General features: G+C 61.1%; 25 protein-coding genes. 11 read left to right on the top strand and 14 right to left on the bottom strand.

The window, feature by feature from the left end; translation table 11 throughout:
• Positions 1-68: 68 nt before the first annotated feature.
• Positions 69-380 (bottom strand): STAS domain-containing protein, encoded by a 312-nt coding sequence (locus GJB56_RS00850; RefSeq protein WP_019744425.1) that lies wholly within the window; start codon positions 378-380, stop codon positions 69-71.
• A gap of 523 nt (positions 381-903) precedes the next feature.
• Here GJB56_RS00850 and GJB56_RS00840 point away from each other — a divergent pair.
• Positions 904-1335 (top strand): ATP-binding protein, encoded by a 432-nt coding sequence (locus GJB56_RS00840; protein WP_020968899.1) that lies wholly within the window; start codon positions 904-906, stop codon positions 1333-1335.
• Positions 1332-2126 (top strand): RNA polymerase sigma factor SigF, encoded by a 795-nt coding sequence (locus GJB56_RS00835; RefSeq protein WP_020906739.1) that lies wholly within the window; start codon positions 1332-1334, stop codon positions 2124-2126. The genes GJB56_RS00840 and GJB56_RS00835 overlap by 4 nt, the downstream gene beginning before the upstream one ends.
• A gap of 15 nt (positions 2127-2141) precedes the next feature.
• On the opposite strand, the gene GJB56_RS00830 is transcribed toward GJB56_RS00835, so the two are convergent.
• From GJB56_RS00830 to aceA, 4 genes are all read right to left on the bottom strand, one after another.
• On the bottom strand, positions 2142-3182 hold the full coding sequence (locus GJB56_RS00830) for an NAD(P)-dependent alcohol dehydrogenase (protein WP_019744429.1): 1041 nt from the start codon (positions 3180-3182) through the stop codon (positions 2142-2144).
• Positions 3183-3254: 72 nt separating this feature from the next.
• On the bottom strand, positions 3255-5561 hold the full coding sequence (gene metE / locus GJB56_RS00825) for a 5-methyltetrahydropteroyltriglutamate--homocysteine S-methyltransferase (RefSeq protein ID WP_019744430.1): 2307 nt from the start codon (positions 5559-5561) through the stop codon (positions 3255-3257).
• Between the two features lie 91 nt (positions 5562-5652).
• Positions 5653-6549: a 3-hydroxybutyryl-CoA dehydrogenase gene (locus GJB56_RS00820; RefSeq protein ID WP_003941541.1), complete on the bottom strand. Its 897-nt coding sequence runs from the start codon at positions 6547-6549 to the stop codon at positions 5653-5655.
• Positions 6550-6733: 184 nt separating this feature from the next.
• On the bottom strand, positions 6734-8023 hold the full coding sequence (gene aceA, locus GJB56_RS00815) for an isocitrate lyase (RefSeq protein WP_003941533.1): 1290 nt from the start codon (positions 8021-8023) through the stop codon (positions 6734-6736).
• 504 nt (positions 8024-8527) lie between these two features.
• Here aceA and GJB56_RS00810 point away from each other — a divergent pair.
• The 4 genes from GJB56_RS00810 to ramB all read left to right on the top strand — a co-directional run bounded on the left by GJB56_RS00810 (position 8528) and on the right by ramB (position 12393).
• Positions 8528-9151 carry a hypothetical protein gene (locus GJB56_RS00810; RefSeq protein WP_020906738.1) on the top strand — a complete coding sequence of 208 codons (624 nt, stop codon included), beginning with the start codon at positions 8528-8530 and terminating at the stop codon, positions 9149-9151.
• A gap of 79 nt (positions 9152-9230) precedes the next feature.
• The gene (locus tag GJB56_RS00805) at positions 9231-9518 is read left to right on the top strand and encodes an FmdB family zinc ribbon protein (protein ID WP_113682343.1); all 288 of its coding nucleotides are present in this window, start codon (positions 9231-9233) and stop codon (positions 9516-9518) included.
• Between the two features lie 81 nt (positions 9519-9599).
• Positions 9600-10859: a formamidase gene (fmdA, locus tag GJB56_RS00800; RefSeq protein WP_019744435.1), complete on the top strand. Its 1260-nt coding sequence runs from the start codon at positions 9600-9602 to the stop codon at positions 10857-10859.
• Between the two features lie 121 nt (positions 10860-10980).
• The gene (gene ramB / locus GJB56_RS00795; protein WP_113682342.1) at positions 10981-12393 is read left to right on the top strand and encodes an acetate metabolism transcriptional regulator RamB; all 1413 of its coding nucleotides are present in this window, start codon (positions 10981-10983) and stop codon (positions 12391-12393) included.
• Positions 12394-12398: 5 nt separating this feature from the next.
• On the opposite strand, the gene GJB56_RS00790 is transcribed toward ramB, so the two are convergent.
• The 9 genes from GJB56_RS00790 to GJB56_RS00750 form a co-directional block, all read right to left on the bottom strand.
• A complete protein-coding gene (locus GJB56_RS00790; protein WP_019744437.1) occupies positions 12399-13421 on the bottom strand; it encodes an alpha/beta hydrolase in 1023 nt (340 codons plus the stop codon).
• A gap of 131 nt (positions 13422-13552) precedes the next feature.
• Positions 13553-14572, bottom strand: coding sequence for an alpha/beta hydrolase (locus tag GJB56_RS00785; protein ID WP_113682341.1), 1020 nt, complete (start codon positions 14570-14572; stop codon positions 13553-13555).
• A 68-nt stretch (positions 14573-14640) separates the two neighbouring features.
• Positions 14641-16281 carry a class I adenylate-forming enzyme family protein gene (locus GJB56_RS00780; RefSeq protein WP_042951163.1) on the bottom strand — a complete coding sequence of 547 codons (1641 nt, stop codon included), beginning with the start codon at positions 16279-16281 and terminating at the stop codon, positions 14641-14643.
• A gap of 9 nt (positions 16282-16290) precedes the next feature.
• Positions 16291-16995: an ABC transporter ATP-binding protein gene (locus GJB56_RS00775; RefSeq protein ID WP_020906733.1), complete on the bottom strand. Its 705-nt coding sequence runs from the start codon at positions 16993-16995 to the stop codon at positions 16291-16293.
• 1 nt (position 16996) lies between these two features.
• Complete coding sequence (locus tag GJB56_RS00770; RefSeq protein WP_113682340.1) at positions 16997-17770, bottom strand: ABC transporter ATP-binding protein; 774 nt, start codon at positions 17768-17770, stop codon at positions 16997-16999.
• Positions 17767-18795, bottom strand: a complete 1029-nt coding sequence (locus GJB56_RS00765; protein WP_019744442.1) for a branched-chain amino acid ABC transporter permease — start codon at positions 18793-18795, stop codon at positions 17767-17769. The genes GJB56_RS00770 and GJB56_RS00765 overlap by 4 nt, the downstream gene beginning before the upstream one ends.
• A complete protein-coding gene (locus GJB56_RS00760; RefSeq protein ID WP_113682339.1) occupies positions 18795-19670 on the bottom strand; it encodes a branched-chain amino acid ABC transporter permease in 876 nt (291 codons plus the stop codon). The genes GJB56_RS00765 and GJB56_RS00760 overlap by 1 nt, the downstream gene beginning before the upstream one ends.
• Positions 19671-19685: 15 nt before the next feature.
• Positions 19686-20870 carry an ABC transporter substrate-binding protein gene (locus tag GJB56_RS00755; protein ID WP_113682338.1) on the bottom strand — a complete coding sequence of 395 codons (1185 nt, stop codon included), beginning with the start codon at positions 20868-20870 and terminating at the stop codon, positions 19686-19688.
• A 126-nt stretch (positions 20871-20996) separates the two neighbouring features.
• Entirely contained in the window at positions 20997-21764 is a 768-nt protein-coding gene (locus GJB56_RS00750; RefSeq protein WP_024487733.1) for a TetR/AcrR family transcriptional regulator, read from the bottom strand.
• 267 nt (positions 21765-22031) lie between these two features.
• On the opposite strand from GJB56_RS00750, the gene urtA reads away from it, so the two are divergent.
• The 5 genes from urtA to urtE all read left to right on the top strand — a co-directional run bounded on the left by urtA (position 22032) and on the right by urtE (position 26868).
• Entirely contained in the window at positions 22032-23288 is a 1257-nt protein-coding gene (urtA, locus tag GJB56_RS00745; RefSeq protein WP_019744446.1) for an urea ABC transporter substrate-binding protein, read from the top strand.
• Between the two features lie 63 nt (positions 23289-23351).
• On the top strand, positions 23352-24236 hold the full coding sequence (gene urtB / locus GJB56_RS00740) for an urea ABC transporter permease subunit UrtB (protein ID WP_003941514.1): 885 nt from the start codon (positions 23352-23354) through the stop codon (positions 24234-24236).
• Positions 24233-25339 carry an urea ABC transporter permease subunit UrtC gene (urtC, locus tag GJB56_RS00735; protein WP_021333894.1) on the top strand — a complete coding sequence of 369 codons (1107 nt, stop codon included), beginning with the start codon at positions 24233-24235 and terminating at the stop codon, positions 25337-25339. Before urtB ends, urtC begins: the two co-directional genes overlap by 4 nt.
• Positions 25336-26172 carry an urea ABC transporter ATP-binding protein UrtD gene (gene urtD, locus GJB56_RS00730; RefSeq protein ID WP_019744448.1) on the top strand — a complete coding sequence of 279 codons (837 nt, stop codon included), beginning with the start codon at positions 25336-25338 and terminating at the stop codon, positions 26170-26172. The genes urtC and urtD overlap by 4 nt, the downstream gene beginning before the upstream one ends.
• A 3-nt stretch (positions 26173-26175) precedes the next feature.
• On the top strand, positions 26176-26868 hold the full coding sequence (gene urtE, locus GJB56_RS00725; protein WP_003941544.1) for an urea ABC transporter ATP-binding subunit UrtE: 693 nt from the start codon (positions 26176-26178) through the stop codon (positions 26866-26868).

Raw genomic sequence — 26868 nt, 5'->3', positions numbered from 1 at the left:
TGACGGGCTCTACGAAGCTGATTTCTCGGAACTGGGGGTGACTCGAAACTATCGGCGAAAGGGCGGTATCAAGCCGGGAAACGTCGGGTCTCTTCGAGTCCGATTGCATGATCCAGCGACTCGTAGCAGGCAAACATCGACTCCTGACCAGCTGCTTTGAGTAGCCTCTGAACCGGGCGGGCGCAGACGAGCGCGAGTGTGCCGCCCACGTCGCGTGATCGCGTCGACAGGACCGACAGCACGGACAAGCCGCACGTCCCCATGAATTCGAGTTCGGAGAGATCGACAACCAGCGTCCGGTCCGCGGCAACGTGGTACGTCAAGAAGTCACGAAAAGCATTGGCGCTCATCAGGTCGATCTCGCCACGAACGTGGATCACAGCGGTATGTGCACTGATGCGGTGCGCGTGAAACGATGCGGTCGCTGTCCCGGTCGCGGGAGGTCCGTAATCTACCGATCCCTTCGCCGCGTTCGTAAAGCCTGAAATAGATGATCCTGGAACAACAGTCATGGTTCTCCCATCCCGCAACGGTTTACACTCTGCAAAAGAGAAGGGACCTCCGAAGGAGCCGCACGATGAACGGGTCTCCAGAATTACGGATAAATCCCTCATCGGCTGTGTGCTCAACCTCGGTTTGAAACAGTACGCCAGCATGACCGGCGTCACAAGTGCGTTGCGACCATTCGTTTCGGTGTTCCGAACAAAAATGTGGTTTGGTCTGCGGTTCCGCGAGGTAATCCGATGTTGCGATCGCCAACGGTCGTGAGCAGAATCGTGTCGTTTACCCCGGCACCACCATCGACCAAATTTCGTGTTCGGGGGTCACTGTGAAGGTCGAGATGGGTATCGTTCTCGGCACCAGACTTCACCGCGACCCCTGGTACGACGATCCGGAGAACTTATGGCACACCTCAGCGCACTCGAGCCCGATCAGGATCAGACTCAGCCAGTTGTGGAGTTGAGGATTCAAGCGACTCTCGATCAGCTGTCGATTTTGCGTGCACTGGCCGCCACTGTTGCCATTCAGGAAAACTTCGACCTCGACGCCATCGCCGACATCAAATTGGCCATGGACGAAATCTGTACGCATCTGATTGTTCGTGCTGCGCCTGATTCGGTTCTGGTGTGTCGGTTCGTGTTCACTCCCCCGCAACTGCACGTATCCGTATCGACGACAACCACGGAGTACGAGGACAGCACTCAGCGATCGTTCGGGTGGCACATCCTCACCGAACTCACCGATTCGATTTCGCTCGACCAGGAAGAGAACCTGGGCGGCGTCGGCTACATCACGACCATGAAGTTCACCAAGGCCCTCAGCGGGCGCCTGTGACCGCTTCCGCAGACGGCCCGTCACGCCCGCGCCGGCGGTCCACCGACGAATATCGGGACGTCATACCCGTTTTCGAGGAAATGCGGACCCTCGAGCCCCACAGTCCGGAGTACGAACGAGTGCGCACCGCACTGATCACCAGGTGCCTACCGTTGGCCGAACACATCGCCAGACGATTCGACGGACGCGGCGAGGCACACGACGATCTGGTTCAGGTGGCGCGCCTCGGTCTGGTCAACGCCGTCGACCGTTTCGATTCCACGCGCGGATCCGATTTCGTCTCGTTCGCGGTTCCCACCGTGATGGGCGAAGTTCGACGACACTTCCGCGACACCGGTTGGGCATTGCGGGTTCCACGCCGGATGAAGGAGTTGCACTTCCAACTCGGGCAAGCCATCAGCGAGCTGTCACAACAACTCGGGCACGCGCCGACCGTCGACGAGTTGGCTGAGACGTTGGGGATCGAACGTGAAGAAGTTGCCCAGGCGCTGATCGCCGGCAACGCGTACCAGACCGTCTCGGTCGATGGTGCCGCGTCCAATCACACCGACGATCTTCCGCTCGTCGAAACACTCGGTGACTACGACGCCGCACTCGAGAACGTCGAGAATCACGAGGCATTACGTCCACTTCTCGACAAGCTTCCCGAGCGAGAGAGGACGGTGTTGATGCTCAGATTCTTCGGAAACCTGACGCAGACACAGATCGCCGAGAAGGTCGGTGTGTCCCAGATGCACGTGTCGAGATTGCTCGCGAAGACATTGAGTAATCTTCGCGAGCAACTCGACTGAGCGGGACCGAGCGGGTCAGATTGTTGCGGTGTCGATCACGAATCGGTATCGAACGTCGCTCTTGATCACGCGCTCGTAAGCGTCGTTGATATCGCTCGCCGGAATCAGTTCGATTTCTGCACCGATGCCGTGCTCGGCGCAGAAGTCGAGCATCTCCTGCGTCTGCGGGATGCCGCCCACCATGGAGCCGGCGAGGCTACGACGGTTTGCGGCGAGCGAGAATGCTCGAACTTCGATCGGCTTCTCCGGCAGGCCCAGTTCGACGAGAGTGCCGTTGATGGCGAGCAAGGACATGTAGGCGTCGATATCGAGATTGACCGAGACCGTGTTGAGGATCAGGTCGAACTCGCCGCGAAGAGCCTTGAACGTCTCACGGTCATTGGTCGCGTAGTAGTGATCGGCACCGAGACGAAGGCCGTCTTCCTTCTTGCCGAGCGTCTGGCTCAGGACGGTGACTTCCGCGCCGAGCGCCTTGGCGATCTTCACACCGACGTGACCGAGGCCGCCGAACCCGATGATGGCGACCTTCTTGCCGGGGCCGGCATTCCAGTGCCGCAGCGGTGAGTACAAGGTGATGCCGGCGCACAGCAGCGGCGCGGCAACGTCGAGTTCGATGCCCTCGGGGATCGAGAGAACAAAATGCTCGGTGACGACGATGTGCGTCGAGTAGCCACCCTGAGTGCGCTCGCCGTCGCGTCCGGTGGCGTTGTATGTACCGGTCACACCCTTGCGGCAGTACTGCTCTTCGCCGGCCAGGCAGGCGTCGCACTCCCCGCAGGAGTCGACGAAGCAGCCGACGCCCACGCGGTCGCCGACTTTGTGCTTGGTGACATCCGAACCCACCGCGGCGACGACGCCGGCGATTTCGTGTCCGGGGACGATCGGGTACTTGGCTCCGCCCCACTCGTTGCGAGCGGTGTGGATGTCGGAGTGGCAGATGCCGGCAAATTTGATGTCGATGAGAATGTCCAGTGGACCGAGCTCGCGGCGTTCGACGGTGGTCTTCTCGAGCGGACCGTCAGCGGACGTCGCGGCGTAAGCAGCAGCAGTAACCATGCACACATGCCTACCCGTGCATGGAGGGACCTGCAAATCGCAGGCCCCTCCATGACGTGTTCTTGACGTGACTTACCCGGCGTCGCGCTCCGCTTGTTCGGCGCGACGACGCAGGCGCCTCGCGGCCGCAACCATGTTGCGCAGCGAAGGCTCGAGCTGCCATGGATGGCGGGTCTTGAGGCCACCGTCCGGGTTGGCCCACAAACGATCGAGAGAGATCGATTCGCTTGCCTCGGTGAGCAATTCGTCGAGCTCGTCGATGTCGGGAATCCGAGCCGAACGAGATTCGTACACGCCGGGGCCGACGCCGTGCGTGAGCGCGCCTTCCTTGAGTGCTTCGAGAACCCACGTGATGGAGCGGGTCGCGACGATAGCCGTCACATCGGCGTCCAACCGTTCGATGGCGTCGACCACCGACGACCGAGCGGAGTACGTCAGATGTGTGTGGATCTGTGTTTCCGGCTTCGCTCCACCTGTTGCCAGACGGAACGCGTCGACGGCCCACTCCAGGTAGGCCTCCCGGCCGTCCTCACGCAGTGGCAGCAGTTCACGAATTGCCGGCTCGTCCACCTGGATGATGGCGATTCCGGCAGCTTCGAGATCCGCGATTTCGTCTCGAATGACAAGTGCCAGTTGCTCTGCCGTTTCGTAGAGCGGCTGATCCTGACGAACAAACGAACGGGCGATCATGGTGACCGGACCCGTCAGCATGCCCTTGACCGGCTTGTCGGTCAGCGACTGCGCGTACGCAATCCATTCGACCGTCATCGGCTTCGGACGTGCAATGTCGCCGTAGAGAATCGGCGGACGCGTACAACGAGATCCGTAGGCCTGAACCCAACCGTTGTGCGTGAAGGCATAGCCCTCGAGCAGTTCGGCGAAGTACTGGACCATGTCGTTGCGCTCGTGCTCGCCGTGCACGAAGACATCGAGACCGATGTCCTCTTGCAGACGGATTGTGCGCTCGATCTCTTCCTGGATGCGCTTGTAGTAGTCGTCCCACTCCAAACGCCCCTGGCCGAGTTCGTAACGAGCCTGGCGAATCGCGTCGGTCTGCGGGAACGAACCCAATGTCTGGGCCGGAACCAAGGGCAGGTTCAACCGTTCCTGCTGGGCTTTACGACGCTCCTCGTACGGTGCACGCACACGATCTTCGGGCTTGATCGCGTTGACCCGAGCACGGACAGCGTGCTTGAGCTTGAAGTGCACCTTCGTCGGACGCTTACGCCACTTGTCCGAAGGACCTTCGGTGAGTGCCTTCGCCAGGGAGACGACCTCGCCGACCTTCTGCTTCGCAAAAGCCAGACGGTCTGCGACGTCTCCCGGAATGTCGTACTCGGAGAGCACGTCGTACGGCACGTGCAGCAGCGACGACGACGTGGAGACGACGAGGTCGGGCACAACGTCCTTGAGTTCGTTCAGGTACGTCAAGGTGTTGAACCGGTCGACGCGCCAGACGTTGCGACCGTCGACGACGCCCGCGTAGATGCGCTTGCGCTTGATGTTCGGCACCGCGGCCAGTTCCTCGGCCGTGATCTTGCCGTGCACCAAGTCCAGACCGAAGGCCTCGATCTTGGTGGGCGCCAAAATGTTGAGGGCTTCGCCGAACTTGCCGTACGGACCCGTCACCAACAGGCGTGGGCGGAGCGGAGCCGTCGACAGCTTCTCGTACGCACGTCCAAGAGCGGCTAGCTCCTCGGGGGTGCGGTCCTCGGTCACCGAAGGCTCGTCCAACTGAACACAGGTGGCACCGGCCTTGGCGAGCTGCTCGAAGAGCTTCTCGTACTCGGGCAGGAGCGCGTCCAACAAGTCGAGCGGGGTGAAGTTCGGATCGGACTTCTCGGTGGCAGGTCCGACCTTCGAGAGCAGAAGCAGCGAGACGGGCCCCATGATGACGGGGCGCAATTCGATGCCGCGCGCCTTAGCGCGTTCGAACTCGTCGAGAAGTGCCTCCGAGTTGAGCGAGAACACCGTGTTCGCGTCGATCTCGGGCTGACGGTAGTAGTAGTTCGTGCCGAAGAAGCGCACCAGCTCGAGAGGCGGGAAGTCCGGGCGACCGCGGGCCATCGTGAAGTAGAAATCGAGCGGATCGAGGGCGCCCTCGAGCGGCTTGAACCGCTCCGGCACTGCGCCGAAGAGCAGCGCATTGTCGAGGACGTGATCGTAGAAGGAGAAGGTGTTGCCCGGAACCTGGCTCAGTCCCGTCGCAGCCAGTTCACTCCAGGTCGATTCCTGGAGTTCCTTGGCGACCGCGAGAAGTGCGTCCTTGTCCGAAGTACCGTGCCAGTAGGACTCGAGGGCGCGCTTGAGCTCACGGCGCGGCCCGATGCGCGGATACCCCAGGACGCTGGAGCCGAATGCTGCAGTGCTGCTGGACATGCGGTCGACCTTTCTAACCGAGGGGCGCGAGCGCCCTGTGCGCGTTTATGGAGTCTCTACACTCCACAAACGCGCACAGGGGCTTTGGGCCTTAGCTTGCCTGCTTGGTGGAGCGACCGTTGTCGGCGTATTCGTAGAAGCCCGCGCCGGACTTCTTGCCGGTCAATCCGGCTTCGACCATACGCAGGAGCAGCGGCGGAGCGGAGTACAGCGGCTCCTTGAACTCTTCGTACATGGAGTCGGCGATGGACTTGACGGTGTCGAGTCCGACCAGGTCCGTCAGAGCCAGCGGACCCATGGGGTGCGCGAGGCCGAGAACCGTTGCCTTGTCGATGTCTTCCTTCGTAGCGAAGCCAGACTCGACCATGCGGATCGCCGAGAGCAGGTACGGCACCAGGAGTGCGTTGACGACGAAGCCGGAGCGGTCGGCACTGCGGACGACCTGCTTGCCGAGGATGTCGCTGGCAAAAGCCTCGGCGCGCTGCGAGACGGAGGCACTGGTCTTGAGCGTCGTCACCAATTCGACGAGCGGCAGAACCGGAACCGGGTTGAAGAAGTGCATACCGATGACTCGCTCGGGACGCTTGGTCGAGATGCCGAGCTTCATGATCGGGATCGACGACGTGTTGGACGCGAGAACCGCATCCGGGTCCGTCACGACCGCATCGAGCTCGGCGAAGATTTCGCTCTTGATCTTCTCGTCTTCGACGACGGCCTCCACGACGAGCTGGCGGTCCGCGAAATCTCCCAGATCGGAGGTGAAACGCAGACGCCATGCGGCCTGCTCACGCTCACGTTCTGTGATCTTTCCGCTGCTCACGCCGCGGTCGAGCGAACGCAGGATGCGTGAACGCCCGGCTGCTGCAAGCTCGCGAGTCTGCTCGAAGACCAGAACATCGACATGTGCGCGGGCGCACACCTCGGCGATTCCGGCACCCATGATTCCGGCGCCGATAACGCCGACGCGCTGAATTTTTTCGCTGGTCACGTCAGCTCCTTGTTTGTCTCGTGGAGTTTGTCTGGTGAAGGTGTTGTAAAAGAAGCACTTCGAACGGCGTCGACGCTGGTGGCCGACGCAATCGGAACTGCCTTGAAGACGAGAGAAAGTAGTGCGGTGATACAAGCAGGGGAGAGACCCGAAGCCGAGCCTCTCCCCCACCCGAAGTCAGTTCTTAGTGGAACTGGCCCTCTTCGGTGGAGCCCTTGAGAGCTGCCGTCGAGGTGTTGGGGTCAACGGTGGTGGCGATGGTGTCGAAGTAGCCGGCGCCAACCTCACGCTGGTGCTTGATAGCGGTGAAGCCACGCTCTTCGGCAGCCTTGAACTCGCGCTCCTGCAGGTCGACGAATGCCGTCATGCCTTCGCGGGCGTAGCCGTAGGCCAGGTCGAACATGCCGTAGTTGAGCGAGTGGAAGCCTGCCAGCGTGATGAACTGGAACTTGAAGCCCATCGCGCCGAGCTCCTTCTGGAACTTCGCGATGGTCGCGTCGTCCAGGTGCGCCTTCCAGTTGAAGGAAGGGGAGCAGTTGTAGGCCAGGAGCTGGTCCGGGAATTCGCTGCGAACGGACTCGGCGAACTTCTTTGCAACCTCGAGATCCGGCACGCCGGTCTCCATCCAGATGAGGTCTGCGTACGGTGCGTAAGCCTTGGCGCGAGCGATGCAGGGCTCGATGCCGTTCTTGACGCCGTAGAAGCCTTCAGCCGTGCGGGTTCCGTCGAGGAACGGGCGGTCACGCTCGTCCACGTCGGAGGTGATGAGGGTTGCAGCCTCAGCGTCGGTGCGGGCGATGATGACGGACGGAACGTCCGCAACGTCGGAAGCCAGACGAGCCGAGGTCAGGGTGCGGATGTGCTGCTGCGTGGGGATGAGCACCTTGCCACCGAGGTGGCCGCACTTCTTCTCCGAAGCGAGCTGATCCTCCCAGTGGACACCGGCAGCGCCGGCGCCGATCATGGCCTTCTGCAGCTCGTAAGCGTTGAGAGCGCCACCGAAGCCGGCTTCGGCGTCGGCAACGATCGGAGCGAGCCAGTTGCTGACGGAGGTGTCACCCTCGGTCTTGGCGATCTCGTCGGCGCGCAGAAGTGCGTTGTTGATGCGACGAACGACGGTCGGAACCGAGTTGGCCGGGTAGAGGCTCTGGTCCGGGTACGTGTGGCCCGAGAGGTTAGCGTCGCCGGCAACCTGCCAACCGGAGAGGTAGATGGCCTTCAGGCCGGCGCGAACCTGCTGCACAGCCATGTTGCCGGTAAGTGCACCGAGGGAGTTGATGTAGTCCTCGTTGTTCACGAGATCCCACAGGATCTCGGATCCGCGACGAGCGAGGGTCTGCTCCTCGACGACGGTGCCCTGGAGCTTGACGACCTGATCGGCCGTGTAGTTACGAGTAACGCCCTTCCAGCGAGGGTTGGTGTCCCAATCCTGCTGGAGCTCAGCTGCGGTCTTCGGGGTGCCGGTGGTCGACATCAAGACTCCATCTCTTTGATCTGCTGGTCCGGCCTGTTGTGAGCAGTACGTGCGTACTACTTCACATACTTGCCAGGCCCTTCTTGTGTACTTACCGAGAATGGCACATCGAAAAAGTGCCGTCTACCTGTTGCTAATGCCAATCTTCGCTACCTTTTCAACACACTTTGCTAAGTCTGTGAAGATTCCTACACGGCTGGTACTACCCAATCGGACAGGTTCCGTACTGGCGAGTAGCAAAGAAACCGCAGGCTGTGAACGAAATGCACTCAACTCCGCCACTTGCAAATTCCGGCAGTTCGCGCGGCACTCGGAACAGGCCCATCCGCTACTTCGGAGCCAACTTCACGACTCGCAAGTGACCGCAATCACTTCGTGGCAACAGGCTTCGCTCGGGCAATTCCAGGGATCCACCCGTCGGAAAGCCACAGACAACCCATTCGCCGGCCATATGCTGTCGAACCATGACTTGTCGTTCGACGCCCCCGACCGGGCGATAAAGCGGTGCCGGACAACTATCAGCGGCCACCGAACAACCAGGCATGGTCGCAATCCGGTCCACAGCCGCCGCAGTTGGGCTACCGGGCCGCGCCGCAGTCGTATCCCCCGCCCCAGGGATTCCCGCCTGCACCGCCACGTGGAAATCCGCCGCCGCGTCGGCCCGGCTGGGTGATTCCGGTATCCGTAATCGGAGTCATCACTGTGTTGGCTCTCTTCGGCGGGCTTGCCTGGGTCCTCTGGCCGAAGGACGTCCCCAACTCGGCCGCCGGTGGCGCGGCCCAGACCACCATCACCGCCGCGAACACACCCGGCACCACGACAACCGCTCCCAGCACGACATCCCCGACGACCACACGCGCCGCGAACTTCCCGGCCGGTGCGTCCGCCTGCCCCGGCGGGCAGCCGGCCGGAAGTTACAAGGAGTCCGCGACAAGTGGGGGCAAAACTTCGTGCGAGTTTGCCGAGGCAGTTCGGATCGCCTACGGAAACTCCGGTGCCACCGGTGCCTCCAGCACCGTGTCCGCACGTAGTCCGGTGACCGGCAAGGAGTACACGATGGCATGCAAGGTGACCTCCGGCATCGTCACCTGTACCGGCGGCGACAACGCGGTTGTGTACTTGCGCTGACGGGCGCAATTGCGGCATCGGCAACCCGGTGCGTGTCGTTCCAGTGTCGCACTTACGGATCCTCCGATAGCGTGACCGCATGCCTCTGTACGAGTTTCGCTGTACCGGCTGCGGCCCGCTCGAGCGGTCGTTCGCGATGGCCGAAGTGCCCCAGTCGATCAGCTGTCCCCAGTGCAGTCTCGAATCGAAGCGTGTTGTCTCGTCTCCCCGTTTGAGTCACAGCTCGTCAACCGCGATGGGTCTGCTGGACAGCACTGCCCGATCAGCTCACGAGCCTGCCGTGGTCAGTGGGTCACTTCCGGGCCGTGCCAGACAATCTGCCCCGACGACGTCCAATCCGTTGCACCGCAAGCTACCTCGCCCCTGAGCGTCCTCACCGCGCGTCCCGATCCGACACGAAAGTCCTGCCGCCACGAGTTTTCCGTTTCTTCGAGAATGAGGAGTGCATATGCCTGAACTGCTGTTTCCACTCGATTCCGCCAAGAAATTCACCGACCAGGCGATCGTCGGCCACAATCGGTGGCACCCGGACATCCCGGCGGCGGTGACGGTGAAACCCGGTGATGCGTTTCGTGTCCATTGCCGCGAATGGTTCGACGGCGCAATACACAACGACGACTCAGCCGACGACATTCTCAATGCACCACTGACCACGGTCCACACGCTGTCCGGCCCCTTTTCCGTCGAAGGCGCGAAGCCCGGCGACCTCTTGATCGTCGACATCTTGGATATCGGGCCTATCCCCCAAGAAGATTCGGGTCCGTTGGCCGGCCAAGGCTGGGGGTACACGGGCATCTTCCCTCGGAACAACGGCGGCGGCTTCCTCACCGAACAGTTCCCCGACGCGTACAAGGCCGTCTGGGATTTCTCCGGCCAAACGGCGACGTCGCGTCACATTCCGCACGTCTCGTTCACGGGCATCGTCCACCCGGGACTCATGGGCACGGCTCCGTCGGCAGCCTTGCTCGCCAAGTGGAATGCCCGCGAGGGCGCCCTCATTGCCACCGATCCCAATCGGGTTCCCCCGCTTGCACTTCCGCCCGAGCCCCGCGATGCAGTACTGGGAACCTTGACCGGTGACGAGTACACCCGCGTGGCCGGCGAGGCGGCGCGCACCGCTCCCCCGCGTGAGAACGGCGGAAACCAGGACATCAAGAACCTCACCAAGGGCAGCCGAATCTTCTATCCGGTGTTCGTGGACGGTGCGAATCTGTCGGTCGGCGATCTTCACTTCTCCCAGGGCGACGGTGAGATCACTTTCTGCGGTGCCATCGAGATGGGCGGCTTCATCGATCTTCGTGTGGACATCATCAAGGGCGGAATGGATACCTACGGCGTTTCCGAGAACGCCATCTTCATGCCGGGCAACACGGATCCGCAGTATTCCGAGTGGCTTGCGTTCTCGGGCACTTCCGTCACGTTGGACGGCGAACAGAAGTACCTGGATTCACATCTGTCCTACCAGCGTGCGTGCCTGCATGCGATCGAGTACCTGACCAAGTTCGGGTACGCGCCGGAGCAGGCGTACCTGCTGCTGGGTGCGGCACCGATCGAGGGCCGCCTGTCTGGCGTCGTGGATATCCCCAACTCGTGTTCGACGGTGTATCTCCCGACTGCGATCTTCGACTTCCCCCTCGCACCCTCGTCGAGCGGACCGTTCCAGATCGATCCCGGAATCGGCGCTCCGCGTTCGGAGAACAGGGTCTAGGCCTCCGGCCCCGTGAGTGGTTGAGGAGTGTGAGGACTCCTCAACCACTCACAGGGGGTACCGGTGCGAATTCTGCAAACCCACCTTTGCGAAGCCGGACTGTCACTCGTATCCTGGGAAAATGTCGAAAACCTTTGTCGGTGTCCGGCTCCGCCAACTGCGGACGGAGCGCGGGTTGAGTCAGGCTTCGCTGGCCAAGACGCTGGAGATCTCGGCAAGCTATCTCAATCAGATCGAGCACGACGTCCGGCCACTCACCGTGCCGGTCCTCCTGCGAATCAGTGAAGTCTTTGGCGTCGACACCACCTTCTTCTCCCCACAGGACGACACGCGCCTGATCGCGGAAATGCGTGAAGTTGCCCTCGATCAGGAGATGGGCATCGACGCCGACGCCCACGAAATCGCGGAGATGGTCTCCACACACCCGGGCCTGGCAAAGGCGATGGTCAACATGCATCGCCGCTTCCGCAACACGACGGCGCAGCTCGCCGCAGCGACGGAAGACCGCTTCTCGGACGGCAGCGGCAGCGGTTCGATCACCATGCCGCACGAGGAAGTGCGCGACTACTTCTATCAGCGGCAGAACTACATTCACGATCTCGACACCGCGGCCGAAGAACTCACTGCCCGGATGCGCTTTCATCGCGGCGACGTCGCCGGCGAGATCGCCAGACGCCTCGAAACCGTCCACGGCGTGCAGATCGTTCGACGAGTCGACCTGGGCGAGAACATACTTCATCGTTACGACCCGGATAACAGGGTCCTGGAAATCTCCGCACGGCTCTCCGGCGGGCAACAGGTCTTCAAGTTCGCGACAGAACTCGCGTACCTCGAGCACGGCGATCTGCTCGACTCGTTGGTGGCCGAAGGCAACTTCACCAGCGAAGCGTCGGTCTCTTTGGCGCGACTTGGATTGGCCAACTACTTCGCGGCGGCCACCGTGCTCCCATACAGCCAGTTCCACGACGTCGCCGAGGACTTCCGGTACGACATCGAGCGCATGTCCGCCTTCTATTCCGCGAGCTACGAGACGATCTGCCACCGCCTCTCGACTCTGCAGCGCCCCAAACTTCGCGGGGTTCCGTTCATGTTCGTCCGTGTCGACCGTGCCGGAAACATGTCGAAGCGTCAGTCCGCCACCGGATTCCACTTCTCCACCAGCGGCGGTACGTGCCCGCTGTGGAACGTCTACGAGACGTTCTCTTATCCGGGCAAGATCATGCCCCAGATCGCACAGATGCCCGACGGCCGCCGATACCTCTGGGTTGCTCGCACGGTCGAACGTCGAGCGGCTCGATACGGACAGCCCGCAAAGATCTTCGCCATCGGATTGGGATGCGAGATTCGACACGCCCACCGACTCGTCTACAGCGACGGTCTGGATCTGGACGAGTCGAATCCGGGAACTCCGATCGGCTCGGGCTGCCGTGTCTGCGAACGCCTCAACTGTCCGCAGCGTGCCTTCCCGCCGTTGGGTAAAGACCTCGACATCAGCGAGCACCGGAGTTCGATTTCGCCTTACGTGATTCGCTGACCGCGCTAACGCACGTAGTTGCGTAGGAACGCGACTGTGCGATCGAACGCGATCATCCCGTCCACGGTATCGAGGTCGAACTGATATTCGTGGTCCAGCGCAGGCTCGTGATCTTCGGGGTAGAACAGTGCGTCTACTTCGACGCCCAGATCGGCGAGCCGTTCTGCCATGGGTTTCGACTGGCTGGCGGTCAGTGGGTCGACATTTCCGCCGGTGATGAACGTCGCTGGAAAGTCCGAGGTCACATGGCCCAGTGTCGACATCTGACCCACTGCAGTCGACCCGTCGAAGTCCCTCGTTCCGAGATACCCCCACAGCGACTGCTTGTCGACGCCCCAACCGAAGTACTTCCCCTGCGACAGCAGGGGTTTCAGATCGAAGACCCCACAGTCGAGGACAACTCCGCGTATCTGCTCGGGACGTAATGCCGGTTCCACACCCATTTCCGACGCGTAGTCAGGGCTGGTCATGACCGTCGCCAACTGACTGGACAACTGCGCGCCTGCCGAATCTCCCGCAAGAAAGAGATTGTTCGAATCGACATGCAACCTGTCCGCATTGCTCACGATAAATCGATACGCGTCGTTCAGTTGATTCACTGCGGTGGGGTAATACGCATCTGGTCCCAGTGAGTAGTCCACCGAAATCACAGTGAAGCCTTGATTTGCCAACAGTTTGTAGTAACCGTCGGCATCAGTTCTCGATCCTGATATCCAGCCACCGCCGTGCACCCAGACCACCGTGGGTAGCGCCGAAGTGGACTCCGACGGGTAGTAAACGTCCAGTTGTGCATCGTCGTCGCCGTCGCGGTACGACTGATCGAGAATCGAGACGATTCCTGACGGTGCATGCCTGTCGAGTTGTGCGTGAGTCGCTTCGGAGCCACCCGCTGACATCCACCGTACGAGGAGAACTCCTGGCCACGGACTGACGATTGCCGCGGTTACCCCGGACAGCAGAATGACGACGAATACCGCCGCGATTCCGACAATGCGCCTTCGCCGTCTGTCGGGGGAAGACGCGCGCACAACAACTCCTGGGGTCGGATCGGATTCACCCAGGCTAGACCAAAAGGACTAGTCGAGAATTCCCCGGCAACACACCCGCGGCGCTTTGTCTGAAATGACCATTTCTTCAGCGTCTCAGCATCATCCGACAACTAGCGGGTGTGTGCGTCGAGAAACTGAACCGTGCGATCGAGGGCAGTGAGACCGTCGGCATTGTCCAGATCGAACTGATACTCGTGACCGAGCGCCGGAACGTGATCGGCCGGATAGAACAGTGTGTCGACCGCAACTCCCAACCCCGTCAATTTGTCAGCCAACGGTTTCGACTGAGAATCTGTCAAAGGATCCCGGTTGCCGCCGCTGATGTAGGCAGGCGGAAATTGAGCGCTGACGTAGTTCAAGGTCGACATCTGATCCGCTGCGTCGGTACTCATGAAGTCACGCACGCCGGTATACGCCCAGAGGGACCGATCAACCCCCCAACCGATGATGCCGGGTCCGCCGACCATGTTCCCGACGTCGTAGATTCCACAGTTCAGGATTACTCCACGTAACTGATCCGGCCGCAGCGACGGGACCACGCCCACACGGTTCGCATACGCGGGATCAGTGACGAGAGTGGCGAGCTGACTCGAGAGTTGCGCTCCCGCAGAATCACCGGCGAGAACGACCGTCGTCGGATCAACATGCAGCCGTTCCGCATTCGCGACGACGTACGCGTGAGCGTCGTTGAGCTGCCGCACCGCTGTCGGATAGTGATGCTCAGGTCCGAGTGAGTAGTCCAGGGACACAACGGTGTAGCCACGAGAGGCCAGCAACTCGTAGTACGGCGCGTAGTTGGACTTGCTTCCCGAGATCCAGGCACCGCCATGAGTCCAGATCACCGTAGGCAATGCGGTCGTCGTCGCTGCGGGAAAGTAGACATCCAGGTATGCGTCGTCGTCATCGGCGCGGTACTGCTGGTCCTTGATCGAGTCGACGCCTTCGGGCGCATGCTTCTCGAGCGCCTCGGTGACTTTCACGGCATCACGATCGAAGACCCATCGCACGGTGAGTGCGCCAGGTCTCGGGCTCAGAACGAAGGCCAGAACCACGGCTCCGACCAGAACGAACACAATTGCCAGAGCCCACAGCAAGCGCCTGCGCCACCGATGCGGTGAAGGGTTCGTCATCGGGTTTCCTTCACTCTCGGCAAAATGTCCGGATCAGCGTAACGCGACGCCGGTACTGTCAGGCGCGATCAGCCGAGTTCAGCGATCCGCCTCTGCGCGAGTGCCTTGACTTCGCCCTTGGCTACTTTGCCGCCTGCCGCCATCGGCAATTCGGCGACCGTCATCACGTACTCGGGTATGTACTCGCGGGTCACTCCTCGGCTCTGCAGCCAGGCGGTCAGGTCCACCGAACTCAGATCGTCATCGGCGGACACGACGACCGCACAGACCTTCTCACCGAACAGCGGATCGTCGACTCCGACCACGGCGACCAGTTCCACCGAAGGGTGCGCGCGCACGTACTCCTCGACCTCGACCGCGGAAATGTTCTTGCCGCCTCGAATGATGATGTCGGCTTTGCGCCCGACCACACGCACCCGCCCGGTCTCGTCGATCTCGACGATGTCGCCGAGAAGCATCCAACCGTCGTCGGTGTACAACTCGTCGTTTGCATCGACGTCCCCCCAATAACCCTGGCACATCAGCGGGCCGTTGACCGCAGGCTGACCGCGACGGACGGAGCCGGTCACTTCCTTTGCCGCATCGTCGAATACACGAACTTGCATGCGATCGATGACGTGGCCGCACGTCTTCAGTCGGGTATCGGAACCGTCCGAAACCGTCGTCACCGAGACAGCGCCGGTTTCGTTTGATCCGTAGAACTGCAGGACAGCCGCTCCGGTACGTTGTTCGAAGGCCAGTGCCTCCGAATACGGCACGGCTTCACCACCGGTGAACATGAAACGAAGTGACGAGAGATCGGCCGATTCCGCGGCCTCCGAACGCAACAGCATCTTGAATTGTGTACTCACACAATTCAAAGCAGTCACTCGTTCGCGCTCGATCAACTCGATCATCACCGAAACGTCGAAGCGTTCCATGACGACATTGCGAGCACCGAGTAGCGCCGGCAGGAAATGCGAAGTCCAGAGGCCGAATCCGAAAGGTGCCGGAACCGCACCGAAGAACACCTCATCCGGACCGATCGCCGCCGCCTCGGCGGCAATCTCGGAGAAACCAACCCAACGATCCTCGGTTTGTGTGACCAGTTTGGGTAGGCCGGTTGTGCCGGACGTCGAGTTCAGCATCGAAACGGCTGACGTGACAAAACACGGGCTGGTTGCGGGGAACTGCTTTAGCTCGACCGGCAACGAGGTGAGTTCGCCGTTTGCGCTCACGCGTTCGAAACTCACGTCGGCGCGTTCGTCGGCGAAGACGACGTCCAGTCCGGGATGCTCTGCCCGCAGACTCGCCACGAGTTCGGCGGTATCGACGCCGCGCAGCGTGCGTGTGGTGACGAGAACGGAGGCTTCCGAGCGGGCGATCAGATGAGAGATCTCGCGAATGCCCGAGCGCGAACCGATTCCGACCGCGACGCGGCCGGTACGAAATGCTGCGCAGAGAGCCGCATGGAATACAGCGGTGTCGGGGAGCAACACGGCTACATGTCCGTATCCCTCACCAGCTAGATCCAGCGCCGACGCGATCGCATCGGCAGCCGCGTCGTACTGTTTCCACGACACCCTCGATTCCGGAGTGACGAAGGCGGTTTCGTCCGGGATGGTCTCAGACCAATGCCTGACCATTTCGCTGATGCTGACGCCGGCGAACCGGTCCGGATTCGTGGCGAATTCACCGACGGTGAAGTCGAGTGTCTTCGTTTCAAGCATGATCGTCGATCATCTCCCGTCGGCGCTGAGTACGCCCATCGATTGTTTGTACGCGTTGTCCAGTGTCGCTGCGGAATCGCATTCGCGGACGAGTTCGCCGCGCTGCATGACATATCCGCGGTCGACAACCGATTTCAGTGCAGTAAGTGCCGGTTCCGTCACGATGACGGTCACACCCTCGGCGGCCAGACCCCCGACCAGCGCTCGCAGCTCCGCGACGATTTTCGGTGCCAGTCCTGTCATCATCTCGTCGAGGAGCAACACCTTCGGGGTTTCCAGAAGGGCCCGCCCCAGAACCAACATCTGCTGCTCACCACCGCTGAGGACCCCGGCATAACTCTCGGAGCGTTCACGCAGGATCGGGAACCTCTCGAAAGCTGTTTCCACGGCTTCGGCTTTCAATCCCAGCAGGTCTGCGCCGACGCGTAGGTTCTCGCGAACGGACATTCGCATGAACAGTTGCCTGCCTTGGGGAACGTAGGCAAATCCGCTGCGGACACGATCCAGTGCCGATAATTTCTGGATCTCTCGACCATCGAATTTGATTGTCCCGGTGGCGGGAACCGAGCCGTAGATGGATCCCGCCAAGCTGGTCTTGCCTGCACCGTTCGGCCCGACGATCGCTGTCACTTCACCGGCGGGGGCGACAAGGGAGACTTCCCGGACGGCGACAGCGGATCCGTATCGAACTGTGACTCTGTCGAGTTCGAGCATGTCAGGCGCCTTCCTCGTATTCGGAACCGAAATAGACTTCTCGCATCGCGTCGCTGGCCAAGCACTCCTGCGGTGGTCCGTAGAACGCCACTGATCCGAAATTGAGCAGCACGATCTTGGTGGCGAGCGCCGCGATGAGATCGACGTTGTGATCGACCAGGACTACTCCTTTGCCCTGCGCGGCAATCGATCGCACGGCACCGGAGATGGCAGCGATGCCGTCGTGATCCGCGCCGGCAAACGGTTCGTCCAACAGGAGAACATCGGGTTCGGTCGCCATCGCCCGCGCCACCTCGACCAGACGCTGCGCCCCCAAACTGAGATCCCCGCAAGCACTCTCGACGTCGGCGACCGAGTATCGCGCAGCAATCTCCCGGGCCCGCTGTGCTGTCCGATCCCAGTTCTCGAAAGGTCCTTTGATCGCCCACCACAGCGAGTGCAGAGGTGAGGTGATCTTGTGTCCGTACAGTCCCGGGATGATGTTGTCGACGGCGTCGAGTTCCGCCGCGAGCTGCGGATGTTGAAACGTGCGCGAGAGCCCTTGCCGTGCACGGCGCTCCGACGGCCCGGTCAAGGCAGCACCCGCGAGCGCGACGGTTCCGGAATCTGCTTGCTGTGTGCCGAAGATGCAGTCCACCAGTGTGGTCTTGCCTGCCCCGTTCGGGCCGACCAGTCCGATCACCTCTCCCGGTCCGACGCTGAACGAGACATCGTCGACAGCGCGGACGCCGCCGTAGGACTTGTGGAGCCCGCTCACTTCGAGTAGCCGAGTCATCGATTGCCACGCTCCTTGTACAGACGGTTCATTCGACCGAGAACGTTCTGACTCCACCCGATCACCCCACCAGGCGCCACGATGAGGATCACCAGGACGGCTCCGGCAAGCAGGAGTTCGCCACTTCCCTGGTAGCCGGGCATGTTCAGCGTCACGATCACCACGATCAATGCACCGAGCGGAGCACCCCACGCCGAGCCGCGACCGCCGATGATCGGCATAAAGATTGCAAGGAAAACAATACTGAGAGTGAAGGTTTCAGGAGTGACAGCTTGCACCGACACGGTGAACAGCGATCCGCCGGTCGACGCGATCGCGGCACCGATCGCCAGCGCCACAACGGTCAGGTGCGCAGGATTGACGCCGGAAGACCGTGCGACATTACGATTGTCGCGGGCAGCTTGCAACATCAGCCCCCACACCGATTTCCGAAGTCGATCGACAGCGACCGCGATCAGACACACGAACAAGATCGCGAACACGACCAATGCGTAGCGCGGTGGCTCCCAGCCGAACATCGTCACAGTCTCGACGCCCGAGACCCCGGCCGACCCGCCGGTGAAACTCGGCCCGTCGATCAACCAGTGCTCGAAAGCGATACCGAACAACAAGGTCACAGCGGCAAGGTAGAAGCCGGAGAGTTTCTGCGTTGCCAAGCTGAGGAGTACTGCAACCGCTGCAGCGGCGAGGGCGCCGAGAATCCATCCCCACCACATCGACAACCCGGTCCGAACCGAGATCAGCGCAACGGCATACGCGCCGATCGCCGCATACGCGCTGTACGCCATCGACAGTGATCCCGCGAGCACGAATGGCACGTACATGCCGAGGGCGATCAGCGAATACGTCGCAGCGAGGAACACCAGATCCTGTCGGTACAGACTCGGCCCCATCCACAGCAGCACGGCAGCGACCACGACCACGGTGATCAGCGCTTCCCGTGACACAGCGAGCATCCTCGTCCGGGAACTGCCGGCCGGAGTGGGCGGATTTGACGTCAGCGGACTGGTAGAAAGCGAGGCCATCAGACGCGAACCTTCCTCGAGAGCAAGCCTTCCGGACGGAAAGCGAAGAACACCAGGGCAATCAACAGAATCGCGGTTTGAGCAGCACTCGCACCGAAGTAGTACGGGGCGAATACCTGGACGACGCCCAACACCATTCCGCCGATCAGCGGAGCCCAACTCCGGCCGGTACCACCGATGACGAGTGCGATGAATGCCGTCAGCGTCCATGACAGACCGCTCGTGAACTGAACACCGGCCTTGGGAGCGAACAGAAGTCCGGCGACGGCGGCGATCACACCCGCGAGGGTGAACGCGATGAGGCGTACCCGATCCACCGGCAAGCCCAGGACGCGGGCGGCATCCGGACTGTCGCCGACGGCGCGAAGCAGACGGCCCGAGGTGGACCGGTTCAGCCACAGTCCGATACCGACGAAGATCACTGCAGTTCCGACGACGAGTACAACGGTCGAACTGTCGACGGTGGCACCGAGCACCGATATCGGATCGAAGTCGAAGATCTTCTGCCCGGGAAGTGGTGTTCGGCCGAAGACAGTGCCGGCGAGCTGCTGGATCCCGAACAGTACTGCGGTCACAGCCACCAACGCCGGTAGTTCCCCACGACCCGATCGCTTCTGAACCTGTTTGACCACAAGCTTTTCCGTCAGGATCGACAGCGCCACCGCTACCGCGATCCCTAGCGGCATGGCAATCCAGAGAGCGAGCCCGTAATTGATCGCGACCCAACTCGACGCCATGGCCGCAACCATCGCATACGGACCCATCGCAAAATTGAAGAAATCGGCGCCGACCACCACGAGATACATTCCGAGGGCTATCAGTGAAAAGAATGCACCGATCTCGATGGCAGCGAGCCACAGTTGTGCGTCTGTCATGTCAAGGCTCCTCGGTTATCCACACGGGGGTTGGTAGGAATCCCACGGATGGGCCGGCTTGTTGTCCTCACCGAATTCGACGAGCACCAGTCCGCAGAGGCTGTCCGGAGCCAGGTGATCCTGCAAGGAGAACGACAGTGTCAATCCGTCCTGGCCGAAGCTGGCGGGAAGTGCCGAAACCTGTTGAAGAGCATCACGAACGGCCGTCCGATCTCGGTGGTCGCCGGCAATTTCGATTGCCTCGGCCAACATCATGACGGCGTCGTACGCCTGTGCGTCGTAGGCAGTCAGTTGATAATCAGGCCCCTTCACTGCCTGCACCTTGCGACGCAGTTCGGCGGTTCTCGGGTTGTTCTCACTGAGCGAGCCCATGTACACCATGCCGCTCAACGCCTTCGGGTCCGCCAAAGCCCAAGATGCGGGCTGGTTTCCGATGGAAGCGAGTGAGAAGCGTTGCGTCTGCGGGGTGATCTTCGACAAGGTGTTGTGCGCGAGGATTTCGAAGTGCCCGCCGATACTGGCGACCAGAATCGCGTCCGGTTCGGTTTCCGCGAGACGTGAGACCTGTGCGGTGATGTCCGCGGCATCGACCGGCGCCTTTTCGACGCCCGTCACTCTCGCGCACTTCTCGAGCGCCGGCCGCAGGGTCTTGATGATTCCGTCGATGGACGCACTCGCGTCACCGAGAATTCCCAGGGACTTGTACCCCATCTTCTCGAAAGCCCCGCAGTACACCTGCGCGTACTGCTTCAAGGAGTTCGGAATCATGAACGAGTAGTCGTTGTCGGGCGCCGAGGCAAAGGCGTCGCTGAGAACGACCGGAGCTATCGCGGGGATCTTCGACTGCTGGAGAATCGACTTGGCCTGCAGCACCGACCCGCTGCCGGTGGCGAGGATGACCGCACTTGATCCGTGATCGACCAACTTCCGAATGATCGACGGGGTCTTGGTGGGACTGCTCTCGTCATTCTCGACAACCAATTCCACCTGCTTGCCGTTGATTCCGCCGGCCTGGTTGATCAGGTCGACAGTCATACGCACGGTCTTGCCGGCGATCGTGCTGTACGACGCACCGGGCCCGGTGGAGTCCTCGTCCAAACCGATGACGATGGTGTCTTCGGGAATGACACCGGCAGATGCGCACGCGCTCGCCCCGAGGACCACTGCCGCGCAGACGGCAATCGCCTTTCCGAGTCTCACATCAATCTCCCGTCCAAACTCTGCTTGGTAAATCAAACAAGCGCTTGATTTACGAGTGTGGACAGAAGTATGCACTGGGTCACACCGATAGTCAAAATTCGAACTACACGCGCAGGAACTGCGGTGTTACGGCTTCTGCAGCTGCCGGATCGAGGAGCTGAGTTCGCGAATGACGGACTTCAATTCGTCGACGTCCGAACGGAGTTCGGCCATTTGGGAGTCAGAGCGGAGTTCTGCAAATTCGGAGGCAGGAGATACGGTCTGCGCTTCCTTCTTCGTCGTGGGCTGCGCAATGCGTGCCACCGGCTCGCCGTCGACGGAACGTGCGGCGAAGCCGTCCAGGAAAACCGAAATCAGATTGCGCTGCAGATCATCCGCCAACTCGGAAAGCTGCGGGCGATACTGCGCGACGGTGGACCAGACGGATTCACGCAGGAGACGGTGAAACTGTTCGGGATCGATGTCTTCCCGAAACTCCGCGTCGGCAATTCCGCGAGCGATAGCCGATCGCCAGTAGCTGTGTGCCTTCTGAACCAGGATGGTGATGGGCGCGTCCGCCGGTTGCGACGAAAGTATGGCTTCTCCCTGATAGACCTCCGTGGCATACGGGTGATCCACCGCCGATGCAAAAGACACCGAGACCATCGTTGCCAGGCGATCTCGGGCCGAACCTCCCGACTCGATCGAGTCTTCGTACCTGACGTTGAGGTCTTCGAGAAACCGGACGACGATCTCGTTGGCTATCGCATCCTTGGAGTCGAAGTAGTGATAGAGGCTGCCGGAGAGAATCCCGACTTCGTCGGCGATGTCGCGTACCGTCGTCGCGGCGATTCCCCGCTCACTGAACAGCTTGGCCGCATGAGCGAGTATTTCGTCCCGTCGGGTCGAGCGCACGAGAAGATCCTTCCGACGTTCCGATCGTCAAGCGAGTGCTTGATCAATTTCTCGTCGATGCTAACACCGCACCCTCGCTGACCTGCGGTGTGAGGTCCTGGACATCCAATCGAAACACCGGACACACACTTGTCACCGACAGTCATTCCACCGCAACAACTTCCACCTACTCTGTGCACTCGACGAATACAGCGTTGTATACGCACTCCGGATACAGATCTGTCAGAGCCATTGTCTGCCAGAGCCATCGACACGAAAGGCCCGTACATGCGAACCTTCTCGAAGCGCACCCTTGCCGCGCCGGCCGCTCTCGCCGCGCTGGGCTTGGTTCTCACCGGCTGCGGAAGCAAGGCGACAGACACCGCATCGGGAGATTCGACGGCTACGTCGTGCGTCGACACCTCGGGGGACACGATCAAGGTCGGTTCTCTGAATTCACTCTCGGGCACCATGGCCATCAGTGAAGTGACGGTCCGCGACTCCATCTCGTTGGCGGTGCAGGAGATCAACGATTCCGGCGGTGTGCTGGGCAAGAAGATCCAGATCGTGGCAGAGGACGGCGCGTCGGAGCCGACAGTGTTCGCCGAGAAGGCCGAGAAACTGATCAGCAGCGATTGCGTCGCAGCAGTTTTCGGTGGCTGGACTTCCTCGAGCCGCAAGGCCATGCTGCCGGTGTTCGAGGACAACAACTCCCTGCTCTACTACCCAGTCCAGTACGAGGGGCTGGAAGATTCGAAGAACATCTTCTACACGGGTGCAACGACCAACCAGCAGATCATCCCGGCTCTGGATTATCTGAAGGAGAAGGGCGTCAAGTCGCTGTATCTGGTCGGCAGCGACTACGTGTTCCCGCAGACCGCCAACCGCATCATCAAGGCCTACGCGGCAGCGAACGGCATCGAGATCAAGGGCGAGGATTACACGCCATTGGGTTCGACCGACTTCTCCACCATCGTGAACAAGGTCCGCACAGCCGACGCCGATGCCGTGTTCAACACACTCAACGGTGATTCCAACGTCGCGTTCTTCCGTGAATACTCGAATGTCGGCCTGAAGCCCGCCGACATGCCCGTCGTCTCCGTCTCCATTGCGGAGGAAGAGGTCGGCGGTATCGGAGTCCAGAACGTCGAAGGCCAGCTGACGGCGTGGAACTACTACCAGACCATCGACTCCCCCGAGAACAAGAAGTTCGTCGAGGCGTACAAGGCGAAGTTCGGCCAGGACAAGCCCACGTCCGATCCGATGGAAGCGGCATACACCTCCGTCTACCTCTGGAAGAACACAGTCGAGAAGGCCAACTCGTTTGCGGTCAAGGATATTCAGGACAACGCCGACGGTGTGACCTTCCAGGCACCCGAAGGACTCGTCACCATCGACGGCGACAACCATCACATCACCAAGACTGCCCGAATCGGCGAAATCCGTTCCGACGGACTGATCTACACGGTCTGGGATTCGGGACAGCCGATCGAGCCGGATCCGTACCTGAAGAACTACCCCTGGGCCGAGGGACTCGGCAGCTGATCGACGAAAGGCGGAATTGACGGAATTGACGGAATCGACGAGTAGAGAGGTGGAGCGTCTGTCATGGATGTTGTGATCGGACAGTTGTTCACGGGTTTGAGTATCGGATCGATTCTCCTGTTGGCAGCGTTGGGATTGTCTCTCACGTTCGGGCAGATGGGTGTCATCAACATGGCACACGGCGAGTTCATCATGGCCGGCTCGTACACCGCATACGTAGTGCAGCAGGTGATCTCGAATGCAACGGGATCGTTGATCATTTCTCTGCTCGTCGGTTTTGTCGTCGGCGGACTGATGGGTGTCGTGCTCGAAGTGGTCCTGGTATCGCGGATGTACCACCGACCCCTCGATACCTTGTTGGTGACATTCGGCGTCGGATTGATCCTTCAGCAGTTGGCGCGCGACATCTTCGGCGCGCCGGCAGTCAATGTTTCGGCGCCGAGCTGGCTTTCGGGCGGGGTCGATATTTTCGGCGCCGTGGTACCGAAAACCCGCATCTTCATTCTGGTGTTGGCGATCGCAGCGGTGATCGCGCTTTCGGTCGCACTGAAGCAGTCGTCGATGGGTAGACGCATCCGGGCCGTCGTCCAAAATCGCGATCTGGCCGAGACGAGCGGAATCTCTTCTCGTCGTACGGACATCACGACCTTCTTCCTCGGTTCCGGACTCGCCGGCGTCGCGGGTGTCGCGTTGACACTCATCGGTTCCACCAGCCCGACCATCGGCCAGTCGTATCTGATCGACGCCTTCCTTGTTGTCGTCGTCGGCGGTCTCGGTCAGATGAAGGGAGCCGTGATCGCAGCCTTCGCCCTCGGCATCTTGAACTCGTTCATCGAGTACTCGACGACAGCGTCGATCGCGAAGGTGATCGTGTTCGTCATTATCGTCGTCTTCCTTCAAGTTCGGCCGCAGGGCCTGTTCGCAGTCAAGACGAGGAGCCTCGTATGAGCATCCTGAACAATTCCCGAATTCGGGTGTGGGGCGGTTTTGCACTTGCCGCGATCGTGCTGTTCGCCATCGCTCCGGCTGTGCTCTCGGACTTCAGGCTGTCACTGTTGGCCAAATTCCTGTGCTTCGCCATAGTCGCTGTCGGCATCGGCTTGGCTTGGGGCAGAGGCGGAATGCTCACGCTCGGCCAGGGCGTCTTCTTCGGAATCGGCGCATATGTGATGGCGATGCACCTCAAGATCGCCGATGCCGAACTCAAGGGCGACGCGGTACCGGACTTCATGTCCATCGCGGGCAAGACCGAACTTCCGGGATACTGGCAACCGTTCGCCTCGCCATTCGTGGCGATCTTCGCCATCCTTTTCCTGCCGGCCGCTGTTGCCTTTCTCCTCGGACTCGGTGTGTTCAAGCGGAGAGTCAAGGGCGCATACTTCGCGATCCTCTCGCAAGCACTCGCCGCGGCTTTCGCGATCCTCTTGATCGGCCAGCAGTCGATCGGTGGCAGCAACGGCCTCAACCGCTTTCGCACATTCTTCGGTTTCAACCTCAACGATCCGGCGAACAAGCAGATGTTGTTCTTCATCGCCGCCGGAGTTCTTCTCGCATCGGTCGCTCTGATTCGCCAGCTGATGAACTCCCGATACGGCGAACTCCTCGTCGCCGTCCGCGATCAAGAGGAGCGCGTACGTTTCCTCGGATACGATCCGGCGAACATCAAACTGGTCGCCTACGTGACCGCGGCGTTCCTCGCCGGTATCGCCGGTGCGCTTTTCGTTCCGATCGTGGGCATCATCTCCCCCGCCGACGTCGGGATCGTTCCGTCAATCGCCTTCCTCATCGGGGTCGCGATCGGTGGCCGCGCAACGCTTCTGGGTCCGGTACTCGGTGCGATCGGCGTCGCTTGGGCGCAGTCGACATTCTCGGAGAAACTCCCTTCGGGATGGATCTACGCACAAGGGTTGATGTTCATCGTCGTGGTCGGGTTCTTCCCGGCAGGTGTGGCCGGATTGTTCGCCCTGATGCGCCACCGCAAGAAGCGTGAGACCCCGGCCGACCCGCCGGTCAAGGTCTCCCAACCCGAACCAGTGGAGGTGTCGTCATGACCAACACAACCGCCACCAGCGAACCCACACCGGCACTGGGCGGCAACGCCGGAATGTCGTCCGAGTACCTCGAAGTACGGAACCTTTCGGTCAGCTTCGACGGTTTCAAGGCCGTCGACGGCGTCGACTTGACCCTCATGCAGGGCGACCTCAGGTTTCTCATCGGCCCGAACGGGGCTGGAAAGACAACGCTGGTCGACGCCATCACCGGACTCGTTCCCGCGACGGGTTCGATCACGAAGTCCGGCGAGCAACTACTCGGCAAGAAGGTTCACAAGATCGCCCGCCTCGGCGTCGGGCGAACCTTCCAGACGGCAAGCGTCTTCGAAGAACTCTCGGTGCTGCAGAATCTCGACATCGCGGCGGGAGCCGGTCGCTCGGCGTGGAACCTGCTCCGAAGGCGCAAAGGTGTGCTCCCCGAGATCGAGGAGGCTCTGGAGACAACCGGCTTGGAGCACCTCAGAGACACTCCCGCGGGCATTCTGGCGCACGGGCAGAAACAGTGGCTCGAAATCGGAATGTTGTTGGTGCAGAACTGTTCCGTGCTACTACTCGACGAGCCCGTCGCTGGGATGAGCCTGGAGGAGCGCGAGGAGACCGGAAACCTTCTGCGTCGCATCGGCGGTGCACGAACCGTCGTCGTGGTCGAGCACGACATGGACTTCATGCGATCGTTCGCCACGTCCGTCACAGTGCTCGCCGCTGGGAAAGTACTCGCCGAAGGAACTGTGGCGGAGGTTCAAGCCGACCCAAAGGTGCAAGAGGTCTATCTCGGCACAGCCGCTGCCGGAACCGATCTCGGCGCCGACACCGAACCGACCCCGGAGGACTGAATCATGCTCGAGCTCGTCGACATCCGCGCCGGCTACGGACGCACCGAAGTAATCCACGGCGTATCCTTACTGGTTCCCAGTGACGGGGTTGCGGCAGTCATGGGTCACAACGGTGCGGGTAAGACCACCTTGCTGCGCGCCGCCGTCGGTCTGATCAAACCTACGCGGGGAAAGGTACTTCTGAACGGTGAGGACATCACCGGACTACGGCCGAGCGCCCGCGTCGCTCGCGGACTTGCCTACGTACCGCAGGGTCAGCAGTCGTTCGGACAACTGACAACTGCCGAGAATCTTCGGGTGGTCGCCGACGGGCGCAAACGCGGAAAGGCACTCATCGCAGAGGCATTGGATCTGTTTCCCGCCCTCACCACACTCCTCGACCGTCGCGCAGGACTTCTCTCCGGTGGGCAGCGACAACAACTTGCCATCGCCCGCGCCTTGATCACCGAGCCCAAGATCCTCATCCTCGACGAACCAACCGAGGGCATTCAGCCCAACGTGGTCGCCGAAATCGAAAGAACCGTCATGGAACTCACCGAGCGCGGCGATCTCGGTGTCCTCCTTGTCGAGCAGCACATCGGTTTCGCGCTCCAATCTGCTCAGCATTACAGCATTCTCGCGGCCGGACACGTGACCTCGACCGGTGAGGGCGGCACCACGTCCACCGAGGCGGTTCGTCGAGCGATGGCAATCTGA

Origin of the sequence: Rhodococcus sp. AQ5-07 (genome assembly GCF_009707305.1) — a bacterium.
Classification (GTDB): Bacteria; Actinomycetota; Actinomycetes; order Mycobacteriales; family Mycobacteriaceae; genus Rhodococcus_F; species Rhodococcus_F erythropolis.
This window is presented reverse-complemented; position numbering and strand designations above follow the sequence as displayed.

Coding starts and splice junctions, on each gene's coding strand:
- GJB56_RS00840 (WP_020968899.1), top strand. CDS start 904: ATGGCACACCTCAGCGCACTCGAGCCCGATCAGGATCAGACTCAGCCA.
- GJB56_RS00830 (WP_019744429.1), bottom strand. CDS start 3,182: ATGGTTACTGCTGCTGCTTACGCCGCGACGTCCGCTGACGGTCCGCTC.
- metE (WP_019744430.1), bottom strand. CDS start 5,561: ATGTCCAGCAGCACTGCAGCATTCGGCTCCAGCGTCCTGGGGTATCCG.
- aceA (WP_003941533.1), bottom strand. CDS start 8,023: ATGTCGACCACCGGCACCCCGAAGACCGCAGCTGAGCTCCAGCAGGAT.
- GJB56_RS00805 (WP_113682343.1), top strand. CDS start 9,231: ATGCCTCTGTACGAGTTTCGCTGTACCGGCTGCGGCCCGCTCGAGCGG.
- fmdA (WP_019744435.1), top strand. CDS start 9,600: ATGCCTGAACTGCTGTTTCCACTCGATTCCGCCAAGAAATTCACCGAC.
- ramB (WP_113682342.1), top strand. CDS start 10,981: ATGTCGAAAACCTTTGTCGGTGTCCGGCTCCGCCAACTGCGGACGGAG.
- GJB56_RS00785 (WP_113682341.1), bottom strand. CDS start 14,572: ATGACGAACCCTTCACCGCATCGGTGGCGCAGGCGCTTGCTGTGGGCT.
- GJB56_RS00780 (WP_042951163.1), bottom strand. CDS start 16,281: ATGCTTGAAACGAAGACACTCGACTTCACCGTCGGTGAATTCGCCACG.
- GJB56_RS00775 (WP_020906733.1), bottom strand. CDS start 16,995: ATGCTCGAACTCGACAGAGTCACAGTTCGATACGGATCCGCTGTCGCC.
- GJB56_RS00770 (WP_113682340.1), bottom strand. CDS start 17,770: ATGACTCGGCTACTCGAAGTGAGCGGGCTCCACAAGTCCTACGGCGGC.
- GJB56_RS00765 (WP_019744442.1), bottom strand. CDS start 18,795: ATGGCCTCGCTTTCTACCAGTCCGCTGACGTCAAATCCGCCCACTCCG.
- GJB56_RS00760 (WP_113682339.1), bottom strand. CDS start 19,670: ATGACAGACGCACAACTGTGGCTCGCTGCCATCGAGATCGGTGCATTC.
- urtA (WP_019744446.1), top strand. CDS start 22,032: ATGCGAACCTTCTCGAAGCGCACCCTTGCCGCGCCGGCCGCTCTCGCC.
- urtB (WP_003941514.1), top strand. CDS start 23,352: ATGGATGTTGTGATCGGACAGTTGTTCACGGGTTTGAGTATCGGATCG.
- urtC (WP_021333894.1), top strand. CDS start 24,233: ATGAGCATCCTGAACAATTCCCGAATTCGGGTGTGGGGCGGTTTTGCA.
- urtD (WP_019744448.1), top strand. CDS start 25,336: ATGACCAACACAACCGCCACCAGCGAACCCACACCGGCACTGGGCGGC.
- urtE (WP_003941544.1), top strand. CDS start 26,176: ATGCTCGAGCTCGTCGACATCCGCGCCGGCTACGGACGCACCGAAGTA.